11 protein-coding genes are annotated in these 15,745 nt (G+C 53.9%); all 11 read right to left on the minus strand.

Annotation, left to right across the window (positions count from 1 at the left end; all coding sequences use genetic code 11):
- Positions 1-85: 85 nt before the first annotated feature.
- Positions 86-1,033 (minus strand): aldo/keto reductase, encoded by a 948-nt coding sequence (locus tag AC0YOA_RS01395; RefSeq protein ID WP_475785080.1) that lies wholly within the window; start codon positions 1,031-1,033, stop codon positions 86-88.
- A gap of 148 nt (positions 1,034-1,181) precedes the next feature.
- A complete protein-coding gene (locus tag AC0YOA_RS01400; protein WP_475785081.1) occupies positions 1,182-4,892 on the minus strand; it encodes a cobaltochelatase subunit CobN in 3,711 nt (1,236 codons plus the stop codon).
- 30 nt (positions 4,893-4,922) lie between these two features.
- A complete protein-coding gene (locus AC0YOA_RS01405) occupies positions 4,923-6,806 on the minus strand; it encodes an ATP-binding protein (protein WP_475785082.1) in 1,884 nt (627 codons plus the stop codon).
- 5 nt (positions 6,807-6,811) lie between these two features.
- The gene (locus AC0YOA_RS01410; protein WP_475785083.1) at positions 6,812-7,738 is read right to left on the minus strand and encodes a magnesium chelatase ATPase subunit I; all 927 of its coding nucleotides are present in this window, start codon (positions 7,736-7,738) and stop codon (positions 6,812-6,814) included.
- Positions 7,728-8,540, minus strand: a complete 813-nt coding sequence (locus AC0YOA_RS01415; RefSeq protein ID WP_475785084.1) for an ABC transporter ATP-binding protein — start codon at positions 8,538-8,540, stop codon at positions 7,728-7,730. The genes AC0YOA_RS01410 and AC0YOA_RS01415 overlap by 11 nt, the downstream gene beginning before the upstream one ends.
- Entirely contained in the window at positions 8,537-9,547 is a 1,011-nt protein-coding gene (locus AC0YOA_RS01420) for a FecCD family ABC transporter permease (RefSeq protein ID WP_475785085.1), read from the minus strand. Before AC0YOA_RS01420 ends, AC0YOA_RS01415 begins: the two co-directional genes overlap by 4 nt.
- Positions 9,544-10,596, minus strand: coding sequence for an ABC transporter substrate-binding protein (locus AC0YOA_RS01425; protein WP_475785086.1), 1,053 nt, complete (start codon positions 10,594-10,596; stop codon positions 9,544-9,546). The genes AC0YOA_RS01420 and AC0YOA_RS01425 overlap by 4 nt, the downstream gene beginning before the upstream one ends.
- A 375-nt stretch (positions 10,597-10,971) precedes the next feature.
- Positions 10,972-11,967 carry an oxidoreductase gene (locus AC0YOA_RS01430; protein ID WP_475785087.1) on the minus strand — a complete coding sequence of 332 codons (996 nt, stop codon included), beginning with the start codon at positions 11,965-11,967 and terminating at the stop codon, positions 10,972-10,974.
- Between the two features lie 423 nt (positions 11,968-12,390).
- Positions 12,391-13,842 carry an MFS transporter gene (locus AC0YOA_RS01435; RefSeq protein WP_475785088.1) on the minus strand — a complete coding sequence of 484 codons (1,452 nt, stop codon included), beginning with the start codon at positions 13,840-13,842 and terminating at the stop codon, positions 12,391-12,393.
- Positions 13,843-13,972: 130 nt separating this feature from the next.
- On the minus strand, positions 13,973-14,611 hold the full coding sequence (locus AC0YOA_RS01440; protein WP_210045351.1) for a cysteine hydrolase family protein: 639 nt from the start codon (positions 14,609-14,611) through the stop codon (positions 13,973-13,975).
- 26 nt (positions 14,612-14,637) lie between these two features.
- Positions 14,638-15,705 (minus strand): ABC transporter substrate-binding protein, encoded by a 1,068-nt coding sequence (locus AC0YOA_RS01445; protein WP_475785089.1) that lies wholly within the window; start codon positions 15,703-15,705, stop codon positions 14,638-14,640.
- Positions 15,706-15,745: the final 40 nt, after the last annotated feature.

The raw sequence follows: 15,745 nt of genomic DNA on the forward strand, positions 1-15,745 counted from the left end.
TCAGCGTTCAATATTCGAGTTCTGTTTACGGAAGATTCAGGCGACGTTCAAATTTTATTCGTTTCATCTTTCGTGTCCGGGGCTCTTAGCCTGGAAATCGGGACCCCATAGCGATGCCTTTAGGCGAAATGCGTTCGATCTCCGCAAGATCGTTTTCCGATAAGGAAACCTGCAGAGCGCCGAGATTCTCCTGCACCCGATCCAATCTCTTCGTCCCCGGGATCGGGACGATATGGTCGCCCTGCACCAGCAGCCACGCCAGTCCCAGCTGGGCGGCGGTGCAGCCCTTTTGCGCAGCCATTGTTTCAATGAGAGTCACGACCTCCAGATTTTTGACGAAATTCTCACCTTGAAACCGGGGATAATGGCGGCGGTAATCATCCTCCGGAAGATCGTCGAACTTCTTGATCTGGCCGGTCAGGAAGCCGCGACCCAGCGGACTATAAGGCACGAAACCGATCCCCAGCTCCTTCAGGAGCGGCAGGATTTCGTCCTCCACTTCTCTGCTCCACAATGAGTATTCAGTTTCTACAGCGCTTATCGGATGCACCGAATGTGCACGGCGGATCAGATCGGGCGATGCTTCGGATAAGCCGATATACCGGATTTTCCCTTCCTTGACCAGATCGGCCAGTGTTCCCACCGTTTCCTCAATCGGGGTATTCGGATCAGGACGGTGCTGATAATACAGGTCAATATAATCGATCCCGAGATGGAACAGACTGGCGTCCACGGACTTTTTGATATATGCAGGATCTCCCTTCGGGCCTTGACTATGCGTAATCCCAAATTTGGTCGCGATCACAGCTTCCTCCCGCCGGCCCTTGAGCGCCCGTCCAACCAGCTTCTCGTTGCTTCCGAAGCGCTGCTGCAGGAATTCTCCATAAATATCTGCAGTATCGAACATCGTTACGCCGAGATCCAGCGCTCCCTGGATCGTGCGTACAGACTCCTCATCGTTTGGCATCATCATGGTGCCAAGGCCCAGGGCCGACACTTCCAGCCCTTCGCGTCCCAGTTTCCTTGTTTGCATATATGGTTTCCTCACTTCCCTGGATTGATGTTGATTGAATATAGATTCATTCTAATCGATCCGTATGGAGGCAGCCACAGTATGCTTATACTAGTAACAGGACTACCAGGCTAGGGGACGAATCAACTATTTCGGCACCAGGAAAGAATTAAGATTCCAGGCCGCTTTCGATCTCCATATATTTTTGCTGTAGCTGTTCAAGCTGCTCATCCGTCGGCGACCAGTAACTGCGCTGATAGCTTTCCAGCATCGTCTCGATGATCTCGTGGTAGGCGAAAGCGTTGTTTTCCTCCAACTGCTTGCTGCGTTCCGGATCCGCTACATAGGTGTCATGGAGGCTTGAGAACACCCAGTTATCTACTTTGTTGGTGGTTGAAGCGAGTCCCAACAGGTTCTCGAACCGCTGCGCTATTTTTTGCGTGCCGTGATAGGGATGCTCCATTAAGCCATCAATCCATTTGGGATTCAGCAATCGTGTGCGAACCCCTCGGTTGATGGACCCGCGCACATCCTCCGTCAGCACGCTTTCCCCCGTCGTGTCGGATATGTAGATTTCCGCCTTCTCCCCTTTGATCTTCTCGATGGTTTTGGAGAGCCCGCCAAAATATTCATAATAATGATCAATGTCAACCACTTCATGCTCATGGCTGCTGCGCAGCTGCGAAACTATATCGACAGCTTCGAGATTGGCGTTAAACAGCTGCCCTGCTTCTTGTCCGCGGATCTTGCTGCTGTAGACATGATGCATGCTCTGATTAAACCGGTCTCCGATCTGCTCCTCGTCCGTCCAATTCTTCGTCTCAATCATTCCTGTTACACCCGTTCCATATTCCCCTTCGGCCGGGCCGAATATTCTCGCGCAGGCCAGGTCGAAGGCATCGTCCGGCGCATAGCCGTCTTCCTCCAGCTGCTTCAGCAATTTACCGGTGCGCTGCTTGAAAATATTCATGTCTTCCGGTTCATCCAGACTGGCGATTTGTTTGAAGAGCAGATTCAAGTCCTCCATCACATTGGAAAACATATCGCGGAAAATGCCGGAAATGGTGATCACAATGTTCAAACGGGGACGGCCAAGCTCTGCTAAAGGTATGATCTCATACGCGGGCTTCAGATTATGACCGCGTTTGCCCAGCCGCACACCCAGGTAATGCATGATCTGTCCGATGGATTCTCCCTGCGTCCGGGCTGTTTCGATTCCCCACAGCACAATCGCCGTCGTATTCGGATAAGCACCCTTTTGTGCATAAAATAACGAAACGGTATTGGCTGCGATCTCGATGCCGCGTTTCACAGCCGAGGCGCTTGGAACCGCTCGGGGATCCAGCTGGTACATATTCCGTCCGGTCGGCAATATTTCCGGATTTCGCAGAACATCACCTGCTAGGTTAACGGGGAGATATCGACCGTTTAGACCGCGAAGAAGGCCTTCAATTTCTTCATTATGCAATGCAGCGTCATATGCGGCTTTGCCAAAAGCCAGCGTTCTCTGAAAATCCCCTGCCAGCTCGCTCCGCACATCCGGGATTTCTCCCGATTGAATATAGGCTTCAATGACCCGATGGGCTTCTTCATCCAGAATCGACAATTGATCGACGGCATTATCTGTGATCAATTGATCGTAGCCCTTTCCCTGCGCTACTGCCAACAGCCTGCGCAAGGAAGGCGCCTCTGTCCGGTCATGACGAAGGACAAAGGCCATATGCCGCAGTGCATCGTCATGCTCATACCCTTCGCCCAGAACATGCAGCCCGCGCGGAATCGCGGAGCGTTTCATGAGATACAATTCGTCCTCTACCTGCTCAAAATTCTCACAATTCAACGCTAAATGCTCCGCTTGCTGCTTCATCTCCGCCCATATCGATTCACAGCGATCCGGATCCAGCTGCCTCGCGTCGCGATACTCGTGAACAAGCGACTCCAGCTCTGCAAACGCGTCGTATAATCCCGCTTCAACGAATGGGGGCGACTGGTAGCTGATCAAGGCCGCATGCGACCGCCGCTTGGCGATCATCCCCTCCGAGGGATTGCCCACATAGTAGTAATATAGATGCGGAACCTCTCCTATAAAGCTGTCCGGGAAGCAATCTCCCGACATGCCGCTTTCCTTGCCCGGCAGAAATTCGAGCGTGCCGTGAGTTCCAACATGAACAATGACATCCGCAGCAAATTCCTCGCACAGCCATTGATAATAAGCCGCATACTGATGAGTCGGAAGAAGCATATCATCATGGTAGACCTTTTCGGGATTTTCATGAATGCCTCGCGTAGGCTGCAGTCCGATAAAAACATTGCCGTTTTGTATGCCGGGTATAAGAAATTGTTCATTTTCGGCCATAACGGTACCTGGCGAAGCCCCCCATTGAGCCGTCATGGACTCTATGAAGCTTTGCGACATGGCTTGAAGGCGCTGATCATAATTCATCTTGTCGTAACGGATCAAACGATCTGCCCCTTGTTCATCCGCCCATCTCGGCGAGTTTACCAGCTGTCCCTGGAGGAACCGCCCGCGCAGCTCCTCTGCCGATAACGGCTCAACCTGATAACGCTCCGCTTGCAGCCGGGTCAGCAGACGGGATACGGATTCAAAGGTATCCAGGAAGGATCCGCCGAAGAGATTGCCTTCACCTGGCGGATAATTATAGCAAATCAGCGCAACCCTTTTCTCCGCGTTCACCTTCGCTTGAAGCGCCAACAGCTTCTTCACCCGCGCGACCAAACGTTCTACGCGCTCCTCAATAATAGCGAGCTGTCTATGGCGGATCTGATGCGTTTCGTCATAACCGGCATCCTTCATCGCCGCCACTGGATAAATGTCGATATTGCCATCCAACTCCGGCAGCACCACATGAACAAGAAACTCGGAGGGACTGAGGCCCCGTTTTGACTGCTCCCATTCCTCCTGCGTTAATCTGGATAGAAAGAAGGGATGCAGGATCGGAACCGTAAGCTCCTCCAGCATCTCAACTACGCCGGATATACCTTCGCTGCGCGGGCCGCTTCCCAGGCGGAAGCCAAGAAAGTTCACGAGCAAGGCCGCTTCACTGCCAGGCTGCGCCAGCAGCTGCTTTAAGCGCTGCACATTCACTTTCATCGAGCTGACCAAACCGATCGGCAGCACATTGGCCACCGTTCTCATGCGCTCAGCGATTTCTGCCACTACACCCGAGGTATACAAACGCGAGTTATTCGCCAAATAAATAAAGGCGACAACCGGTTTTTCATTATCGAAAGGCCTATCCGCCGCATAAGCCGCCGCATTCTCATAGAACAATTTAGTATCAGGATCTATAATGCCAAGGTCCGGGTAGGCTGCCGGTTCGCCCGGTTCAGGGAAATCAAACTTTCCGTATGTACGTCCCGCATAATAAAAGAATTGCAGCCAATTCGCAGCTCCCGCTGCCCGCCAATAGGCCTGGATTTTAATCAACTGCCGCAAAGCCTGTTGCTTGCTTCCTGCTTCATCCCCATGCAGATTGGTCTCCACGGCATCATCGGCAAGTATAGGCAGCTGTGTGACAGGATCAATCTCAATATCGCTGCCCCGCAATTCCCCCAATCTCAAAAACCGCAGCGAGCCGGCCTCCTGCAGCATCATCGATATTTGATTGATCCCGTGAGCTTCACCGGCTTTGTTCATCTCCATCATGGTTTCGGCGTCGGCTCCGTGGGGATCATAGAGAAAGAGATCTGCACGCTGCACATCTTCCGCAAAATACGCCCGGCGGTCATCTCCTTGCTTATCCTCAATATTAAATAAAGCGATGGTAAGCCGGGCTTGCTGCGCCCCGGACAGCTGCTGATAGGCAGCGGCGATATCCGCCAATGTCGAATAGGACGTTGTTGCTATTATAATGTGCATAGGTTTCCAGCTCCCGCTTATAGATATGATCTATATCCTTAGACTGTCTCTTACCGCTGCCGTGATATGCGATCCCTCCAGTTGCTCCAGCTGAACATATTGTGCCTGCATCGCCGACGCCAGCTCCCGGGCCTGATGCAATTTCACAAAGCCCTGCTCCGTGTCGAGCACAAGCGAATGGATACCCGCTGCCGGCACCCCGCTGCCAATCTGCCTGCTTTCTGCAAGAATGTCCTGGATCGATAATCCCTGCTGCAGGCCGACATTGGCTTTGCCATCCGTAATCACAACCATCACCGGCACAATTTCCGGATCCCGCTTGAGGGCTTGACGAAGCAGCTCAATCCCTTTCATCAGGCCAAGCGCGAGCGGTGTCCTGCCTCCCGCAGGCAGCAAACGAAGCTGCTTCTCCGCCAACTCGACACTGCGGGTGATGGATAACACTTCCTCCGCCGACTCCTGACGGAATGCGACCATACCCACACGGTCCCGCTTCTGATAGGCATCCTGCAGCAGGGAGAGAATGGCCCCCTTCACCGCCTGCATCCGTTTCTCCGCCGCCATGGAGCGGCTTGCGTCGACAACGAACAGCATCGTTACGCCAACGCGTTTCTCCCGCACCTTGACCCTTATATCCTCGCGGCTAATGTTCCAGGCCGTTTCTTCTTTTTGCGGACGCATCCTCTGAAAGGGCGCCGCCGCCCGCAGGGTAGCATCGAACGCAATGTCCAGCGTCTTGCCCTTCGGGTAAACGGCTTTCACATAACGTCCTTGTTTGGTTCCTGTTTTCGTTTTGCTTCTTTTGCCGGTACCTGAGCGGATCTTGTCATCCTGGGCGGAGAAGACCAGCTTCTTCGGCTCTATAATGGCTCCAATAGATTCCACTTTATCCTGATCCGATCCGGACTTGGTCTTAGTTTGCCGCTCCGATTCATGATCCATTGAAGCTGCATCCGGTTGAGCGCCTTGGCCCGCATTCGGTGAATCCGATGAATTGGGCTGTGGGCGCTGCGGCTGCAGGGGAATCTCACCGTTATCCGCTTCCTGCTCTTGCGCTGCTGAGCTGTTTTGCTCTCTGCCCATCCGATGAAGCAGCACATACTCCGCCGCCAAGCGGATGTCGCCTGCTTCCACTTCGTCCCGGCCGGCCAATGCCGCGATGGTTTTGGCCGCTTCGACCAAATAATAATCGGCGCGGTGTCCGCGGCATTGCGCGTTCAGTGTGGTCCATGCAGCCAACTCCAGCAGCTGCCCGCTTATATTCATCCTTGATAAACAACCTTTGGCTGTAATGATCAATTCCTGGAGCTGAAGGGTCTCCTGCTCCTTCGACCGGCTGAACCCCTCCGGGTCCCGCTCATACGCCAGTGCTGAGCGGATAATATCCCGGCGGTGTTCAACTGAATGCTCACATGTCATGGAGACAAATAAACCAAACCGGTCCAACACGCCCGCAGAAAGCCCGCCTTCGTCCGGATTCATCGCCGCAACAAGAATGCTGTCGCTTGGATACGAGATGGACAAACCTTCACGCTCCGCTTCAATTTGCTTGCTCGCGACGGCATTAACGATCGCATGAACATTAGAGTCAGCCATGAGATTCAAGTCATCCGCAAGAACAATATTCTGATGTGCGGCTGCCAATAATCCGGCTTGAGCCTTTTTCTCTCCATGCTTCAAGGCATATTCCAGATCGACACCGCCCAGCAGACGATCCTCTGTTATATGAAGCGGGATGTCCACCCGCCGCTTCCGGGGCAGTAAATCGGTAAAGCCCCGGGCTAATAAGGATTTTCCCGCCCCTTTCTCCCCGGATAACAGAATGCTGTCCAAATCCTCGTTAACAGCCAGCATAATCAATGCTTTCTTTGCCTTCTCCTGTCCTGTAATTGCGCAATAAGGAAAGCTGGTCATCCGCTTTACTTCACCACACTTATTTCATCGATCAATAGATCGATCCGGTCATAGGATACTTCCCTTGCCGCAAACGGAGTCTGACGCAGACGGTGGGGCAGGACAAGCTGTGCCGCCTGCTTCATATCTTTCAGACATGCTTCCGTTCTTCCATCGACGGCGGCAATCGTCATTGCGGTTTTGATCATCATAATATCGGCGCGATGGCTGTCCATATCCAAACCAATCGATAAGCGGGCAGCAAGCGACAGCATGTCGTCACTTATTTGCACATGCTTCAAGGTTTCCCGGGCCTGACGGATCTGCGATTCCAGCAGAAGCTGATCTGTCCCGTAAGATTGGCAAAAAGCTTCCGGATCCTTCTCGTAGCTGAGCCTTTGTTTAATGACCTCGACCCGCTGCCGGGCATCCCTCTCCCCGCTGACCTCGACGGATAAGGCGAACCGGTCCAGCAGCTGCGGGCGCAAATCCCCTTCCTCGGGATTCATCGTTCCGATCAGAATAAACCGTGAAGAATGCGAATAAGAAATCCCTTCCCGCTCGATCGTATTGATCCCCATGGCTGCCGCATCCAGCAGCACATCAACGATGTGGTCCTCCAGCAGATTGATTTCATCCACATAGAGAATATGACCGTCCGCTTTTGCCAGCAAGCCGGGTTCGAATTTCTTCTCGCCGTGTTTGATGGCATGCTCGATATCCAGCGTCCCGACAACCCGGTCCTCCGTCGCTCCTACAGGCAGATTTACCACTTTTAGCTCCGTCAACAAATCCGCCAGCGCGCGAACGGCCGTCGACTTCGCCGTCCCCTTCTCCCCGCGGATCAAGACCCCGCCGAGCTTTGGATTGACGACATTCAGGAGCAGCGCCTGCTTCATCTTCTCTTGCCCGACAATCGCCGTTATCGGATATCGGTAGGTTTTAGTGGACATATTCTTTACCTGCCCTTTCTTTGTCAGCAAGACCTTTGAGTAAGTATGCCGGTTTCCCGTCCTCCGGATCGGTATAGATCCGCGCTTCAACCTGAAAAACCTCCCGTAGCATGGCGGGTGTCATCACCTCGTCCGGAGCGCCTTTGGAATAAAGCCTCCCATGATTCATGACGATAATTTCATCCGAATAGGCAGCCGCATGATTCATATCATGGAGCACCATAATAATCGTCGTCCCGTGATTGCGGTTAAGCCCCGCCACCACCTCCATCACCTCCAGCTGATGGGAAACGTCGAGGAAGGTCGTCGGTTCGTCAAGAAGCAGCACCATGGACTGCTGGGCAATAGCCAGCGCAATCCATACGCGCTGGCGTTCTCCGCCGGATAATGTTGCCACATTGCGGTCTGCCAAATGCTGCAGATTCGTTTGCTCAATCGCCCAACGGATGATTTCATCGTCGTCTTTGTTCATTTTTTGGAGCATCGATTTATGCGGAGAGCGCCCATATGCGATGAGCTGCTGAACGGTCAAATCGACCGGTTCGGCGCTTTGGGCCAGCAGAGCCAGCTTAAGCGCTGCCCGTTTGGGCGGCATTTTGTACAAATTTTCTCCTTCAAGGAATACCTCGCCCTGCTTCGGCTTCAGCTGCCGCGCCAGTATCCTGAGAAGAGTGCTCTTCCCGCAGCCATTCGGCCCGATAATGCTGTAAATCCTGCCTTGATCGATGGAGAGATCCAGCTGGTTAACAGCTGTTTTGTCATTAAATTGCTGAGTGATTCCCACTGCCCGGATGAAGCTCATACGGTTTTCCTCCTTAGCAGATACAGGAAGAACGGCGCGCCCAATGCTCCCATGATGACGCCGACCGGCAGCTCGATAGGGGCAAAAGCAAGCCGCGCTACAGTATCGCAAGCGGTAATAACAGCAACGCCCAGCAGCGCGGAAGCAGGAAGCAGCACGCGATAATCATTGCCCACCAGCATTCTTGCGGTATGAGGAATGATCAGGCCGACAAAGCCGAGCAAACCGACAATACTGACCGCGCTCGCAGCCAGAAAAGTAGCCACCATCGTCACGATAATCCGCGTCAGCTCCACGCGCGTTCCCAGGCTCTTCGCCGTCGAGTCGCCCAGCATGAGAATGTTCATCTTTCTTGCGCATAAGAACGCGACCGCCAGGCCAACGACCGAATAGGGCAAAATCGTATCGAATTGCGGCCAGCTTTTGGCGGACAGCCCTCCGACCATGAACGAAATCGCACCCTGAACCCGGTCGCTGTAGAACGTTAACAATGCGGATATTCCCGCCCCCATAAAGGCAGATACGGCTACGCCGGCCAATATGATTCGTGTAGGCACAATCCCGTTCTTCCACGCCAATAAATAGATCAACAGAGCAGCGCCCGTCCCGCCGATAAAAGCGAAAGGCGTTAACAGATAGGACATATTCGGCAGCGCAATGAGGACGATCATCCCCAGGAGACCGGCACCGCTCGATACCCCGATGATGTGGGGGTCAGCCAGCGGATTGCGCATGACGCCTTGAAGCAATGCGCCGGAAACCGCCAAATTCGCACCTACCAGTGCCGCTACCAGCGTCCGCGGATAACGGATATTCCAGATAATATCCCTCATCACGCCCTCTTGGGACGGGTGGAACAAATATCTCCACGTATCTCCGAGCGGAATCGCGATGGCCCCTCTGTTCATGCTGAACGTAAAGGCCATCACCGCTGCCACAAGAAAAAGGATGAGCATCCCCGCCCTCCAGCCGCCCCGGTGCCTTAATGCTTTATTGTTGGCTGTCACCCGAAAATCTCCGGATATACGATCTGCGCCATCAGCTTCATGGATTCCGCATAATTAAAGCCGGGATTCGTCAGAAATTTATCTGCAGGAATGACCATCGCGCGTTTTTCCTTCACCGCAGTGAGGGAAGCCCATGCCGGATTTTTCTCCAGGTCCTGCTGGATTTTGGCCATCCCTTTGTCCTGGGCTCCGTGTATGGTCATGAAGATGAAATCCGGTTGTGCGGCCACTAAAGCTTCCATGCTGTATGGCGCAGAGGTTGCGCTGTTTGGAGACGCGCTCATGCCTTCGGCGATATTGGTCATGCCCAGAAGATGTCCGATCTCCAGTGCCGTCGTGTTCGAACGCTGCAGCGAAATACTTGATGGAGTAACATTTAATACGGTAAAGGTCGGATGCTGGTCTGCCGGTATTTTGCTGCTGATCCCGGCCATGTCGGCTTCAATTTTGGCAATCAGCTCGCCTGCTTTCGTTTCATTGCCGGTTATAATACCGAACAGCTTCGCTTTTTCTTTAACACTTTCAAAGGAAGACATTTTCAGCAATGCCAAAGGAATGTGATTGCTTGCCATCAAATCGGTTAATTTTGCATCAAAGGTTGTGGAGCCAATGACCAGATCCGGTTTCAAGGCAACCAGCTGCTCCACATTGACCTGCCCCACCGTACCCAGCTGTTGAATATCTTCGGCTGCCTCCGGCACAGGCGAGGCGTTGACAGTGATACGTCCGACGGCTTTCCCGCCAAGCTCGTATAACACGGGCAGGAACTCCGGAGCCAGCACAACAATCCGCTCAGGCTTGGCCGTCAAAGTGACGGTTTTGTCCGCATCATCCTGGAACGTATAAAAAACCGTGGATTGGCCGTCTGCGGCGGTCTCCTCCTTGGTCGGGGATAATTCCTGCACGGGAGCTGCCGCCGCGGTTGTGTTGGTTGTGTTCGCCAAATTAGATGCAGGGTCAGCTTCGTCCTCCTGCCCGCAGGCTGCTGCAGTCAGGGCCAGTATCAAAACCGCAATGATCGTGAAAGAAAGCTTAATTGATTTCCTCATGGTAATCCTCCCAAATATGTATAGGTCTCATAATCCAACTCCATTTTCCCATTGCCGCCCGCGCCTTTCCGACCCTCCTTATGTTCTGAATCCATCTTCATGCTAATCATCGCGTGCTGATTAATATGAAATGAATAATCGAATTCCGATTCGATTAGCCTTTTTAAACGTAATAATTACGTTTAATATAGTGACCATTATAGAGTGAGGATGATTCAAGTGTCAAGAAGACAATTATCTGAAGGCGATTTGCAGAAAATGTGAAAAGGCCGCTCAATTCCTGGAAACAGGAATCTGAGCGGCCCTCAAAGTGTATGCATAGGAGCATTAATGCTTGAAAAAGATCAACCGCCCGGATCAGCGCGTCTCATCCGTTCAAATCGTGAACTTCACGCCGGTCAGTTCCTCGCTAAGCAGCCACAGCCGTTCCGCAAATTCGGGATCGATCGCCCATTGCACGACACCCGGACCAATCGGAGCGTCATCGGGAACAACCACGGAGATGTCGGCATCCTCGCAGTAAACGCCGCCCATTCCGTCCAGCTGTGTGCTTGCTGCGCACCAAACGCTTGTTGCCGCACCCTGCTCAGGGGACTTGTACCGAGAAGGATCGGAAGCGACGCGGCGGCCCTGTTCGTCGAGCGCGCCCATGGCGCGCATCTCGTCATCCGACAGATGACGTGATAGATCGGTTATAATCACGCCGGGATGGAGCGAGAAGGCGCGCACGCCGGACGAATATCCACGCTTGTCCAGCTCGACGGCAAACAGCGCGTTGGCTGATTTGGACTGGCCGTATGCTATCCATTTGTCGTACTCTTTGCGCTCAAAGTTCGGATCCCCGAAATCTATGCCCGAATAGCGTATCGCCCCCGAGCTGACCGAGACAACCCGTGCGTTTCCCGACTTTTTCAAGGCGGGCCAGAGCCGGGCAGTCAGCTGGAAGTGGCCCAGATGATTGGTGGCAAATTGGGATTCGTATCCACGCGCATCACGCGTAAGAGGAACAGCCATGATCCCGGCGCTGTTGACGAGAATATCCAGCGGCCTGCCGGAATCGAGAAACCGCCGGGCGAAGGCATCGATCGAAGCCGGGTTTATAAGATCAAGCGATTCCAGCTCCACCCTCGGAATCCCGGCGACTGAAGCGCGGGCTTTTTCCGGCGTCCTTGCAGGTACAATAACTGTCGCTCCCGCTTCTGCCAGAGCACGGGTTGTTTCAAGGCCAATGCCTGAATAGCCGCCGGTTACGATTGCAGTCTTGCCGCTCAGGTCGCGTCCGCCAAGCGCCTCAAGCGCCGTTGTTTGATGCCCGAAGCCCGATGGAATCGGCGCTTGCGGGGTGATTTTATATAAGTTATCCGTATGCATAACCAGTCTCCTCTCATGTCTTGAGATATGATGTTCCGAACATTATCCGGCTATTCAGCCCCAGTCTCTGCCGGACTAAGATAAAGTCCATCGTCTGCCGAATAGCTGTGCTTGCTCTTTTTCCATGCAATCGAAAATCCATACTCCAGCCTCCTGCTCTCCTTCCAGTATGTTGGACGCTTTGGTTAGGATTGATTCGCTGCAAGGGATATCTTATCGTTTGGAGTGCACTCCAAGTCAAGCGGCATTTCGTTATTATTTCTTCCAAATCCGTCCTTGATACGCTTGCATGATTATTTCGTTCAATGGGATACGCAAAATAAAAAAGCCGCAGCTTTGCGCGGCTATGTGCTTTAAACTATGGCCGACCCGAATAGAATCAAGCGTTAATCCCAATGCTCCCCATATATCTCGGGGGCAGCTCTAGACCATCGATTTCTGTTCCACACCGGCGTGCGATCCGGTGCGATCCCATCTTGCGCCGACGCGCACGATCCATACAAAAACCAGCAGGGCTGCGAGCACAATCGCCGCCATCGACAGATACCCGTCCCGGAAGCTGCGCACAAGCTGACCGGCACTGCCTCCTGCTGCAGCGCTCTGACTGCCAGGCGCGGCAATCATAATCATGCCGCCGATGGCCGCGCCGGTCATCATGCCAAGATTGCGGTTCAGTGCGATCATGCTGCTCATCATGCCCAGATTCTGCTTCGGCGTGCGGCCCATCACGATGCTGTTGTTTGGCGACGTGATCATACCCATCGCGCAGCCGAGCAGCACAACGAACGTGATGACATAAACCAGGCTGGTGTCCACTGAAAGGAAGCTCAGCGCAGTCATGGCGGCGACCATACAGCCCAGTCCTATGAGCATGATCGGCGTAGAACCGTATTTGTCGGAGCTGCCGCCGCTCAGCGGCGCGGATATGATCAGCGAAGCCGGATATGCCATAACCACCAGACCTGCAGCGGCCGGCTCCAGCCCCATCACGCTGCGCAGAAATACAGGAAGTACGATTTGGGTGGCAAATGCTGCGGCATACGTGACGATTGTCAGCAGGATCCCGAAGACGATTGCGGGATGATTGAACATGGCGAGCCGGATGAAGGGCGCACGGCCAATTCGCGCCCATCTGGCGGATAAGCTCCACTTGGCGAACAGATAGGCGAATATGGAGAAGGACGCAAGCAGCAGCCAGACGACCCCCGAATTCCATCCCAGGGTCGTTCCGAGGTTCAGACCTGTAACAAGTCCAGTGAGGGAAACGGCGAATAATCCGGCCCCGGGCAAATCGGGCATAGCTTTGCCGACTGTCTTGTCCTTAGGTATTAGCCGCTGCGCGAGCAGCCACGCGCCGAGTGCAACGGCAGCGAGCAGCCAGAAGTTGAACCTCCAGGAGGACAACTGAATGATGACACCGCCCAGGCTTGGACCGATAAGAGCGCCGGCGGCCACGAAGGTACTGACTGTTCCAAGCGCTCTTCCCCTTTTCTCGGGAGGGAACAGCGAGACGACGAGTGCCATATTATTCGCCTGGTACATGGACGCCCCGATGCCCTGAAGGATGCGAAAGCCGATCAGCGCAGGCAAATTAGGCGACAATGCGCAGAATAAGCCTCCGATCATAAATATAAAATATCCCAGATTGTGAATATCCCGCTTGCCCCGCAGATCTCCAATCGCGCCCATCAGCGGCAGACAAACGGATATGGTCAACAGATAGATCGTCACCACCCATTGGGTCGATGGAATGGAGCGGTGAAAGTCTCCTGCGATATCGACCAGCGCAATATTGAACATCCCCGCCGACAGATTGGACAGGAACGCTCCAAGACATATGACATACTGGATGGCAGCGGTTGATTTGGTTTTCACAGCAGCATTCTCCCATTTCTGTAACGTAATAAACAGCGCAGCGTGCGGGTGCCGGGAAAAAGAAAGGAGGCCGCCCACAGGCGGCATAATTGCCGCTGGAGACGCCTCCTTCCGGTTATGATTGTGATCTTCAGCCTGCCGTCGTAACGGTCTTGGCAGCCATTGACTCCCATGTTTCGATCAATTGGCCGGAATTCACGACAGTACCAAAGAATCTGTCGATGTTCGAAAGCGTCGTGTCATGCTCCGCCTGCGAGAAAGCGGCGCAGCCATCGGCTACGAACGCAATATTGTAATCCAGCATGTAGCCATGGCGTGCAGTGGATTCCACGCATACATTCGTGCTGACGCCGGTCATGACCAGCGTCTCGATTTTCAGAGTTCGGAGCACGGAGTCCAGCCGGGTATTGATAAAGGCGCTGTACCGGTGCTTGTTGACGATAATCTCGCCCGGCAGCGGAGCCACTTCGTAGAACTCCGCGCCCCAGGTGCCGGTCCGGCACACTTCGCCCGAGCGGCCGTCCGAGCGGCCAGTCCAGGCAGCGGAGTCGGTCGCCTTCTCATGGAACGTCTGGATGAATATAATCGGCACACCGTATGTTCTTGCTCCGCTAAGCAGACCGTGCAGATGCGGCATCATTTCCTTCACCCCGCTGACATCGCTGCCGCGACGGGCACAGGCGCCGTCGGGATGACAGAAATCGTTTTGTACATCGACTACGATAATAGCCGTTTTTGAAGGCTCCAGGTTTTCTTTTACGAGTCTCATTGTCGTCACCTCATGGATTAATGTAGTTATTTCGCGTTATTCACGAATTGCATATCAATCAGGCCGTCATACGTATAGGGATCTGTAAATATCTTGGTTTTGGCCATGACATCCATGTCGTTTTTGAGCGCGTCTTCGGAAATCTGCCCGTCCGGACTCCACAGCTCGTCCGCATATGCGCGTTCCATCGATGCTTTAAGCGCCTCATCCGTCATAGTCGGAAATTCCAGCTTCGCCTGAGCAGCTGCATATTCCTTATCGTCTTTGACCTTCTGCAACACCTCCAGAATCGAATTCACGAATTTTTGGACCGTCTCCGGGTCCTTCTCGATAGTCGATTTCTTGACGCTTAGTACGGAATAGGCATAGTCGCCAAGCGAATGGAACTTGTAGAACGGCTCGCCCCATACGCCCTTGGACATTCCATCGCTCACCTGCGGCTCGGCGCCGTTCGCGATCTCCCCAGCTCCGGACTGCATCATGGCGACAACCGCGGAGCTGTCCGCCGGCTCCAGAAGCTGAGCGTCCTTATCGGGATCAAGGCCGAGCTCAATGAGCAGGTACCGGCTCAGCAGATTGGGCGTGCCGCCATGACGGCCGACAATCAGCTTCTTGTCCTGGAGAAAAGCCTTCAAGTCCTCAGGCGAATCGCTCTTCGGCCCGGTTCCTTTCTTCGCCATCAGATATACATTGGCCCGGTTGACGACATTGACGACGGAGATGATCGGATCGTCGTTCTTCCTGTTGGCCATGGCGTTGGATTCCGGTCCGCCGATAACGCCCCAGGCGTCGCCGCTGACGACTGCCGTTACATGCGTGCCTCCGGCTGCCGTGATCACCTTTACGTCCAGACCGTTCTTCTTGAAATACCCGTCCCGCTGCGCAATATAGAGCGGCAGGTAGCCGATAGAATGGAGCGGCTCCGCGATGACGAGTTTCTTGAGCGGGCCTGCCGCGACGGTTTCCGTTCCGGATGCGGGCGCAGCAGCGCCGGTATCCACGGTGTTGTTCGAGGTCTTGCTGCCGCAGGCGGCGGCCAGGCTGAACAGGCAGACGCAGATCAAAGCAGCCAACAATTTACGGGTACGCAGCATGATTTCATCTCTCCCTTTTTTGGCTCATTGGCCATCTCTA

It is taken from the genome of Paenibacillus sp. JT22N12, assembly GCF_056269365.1.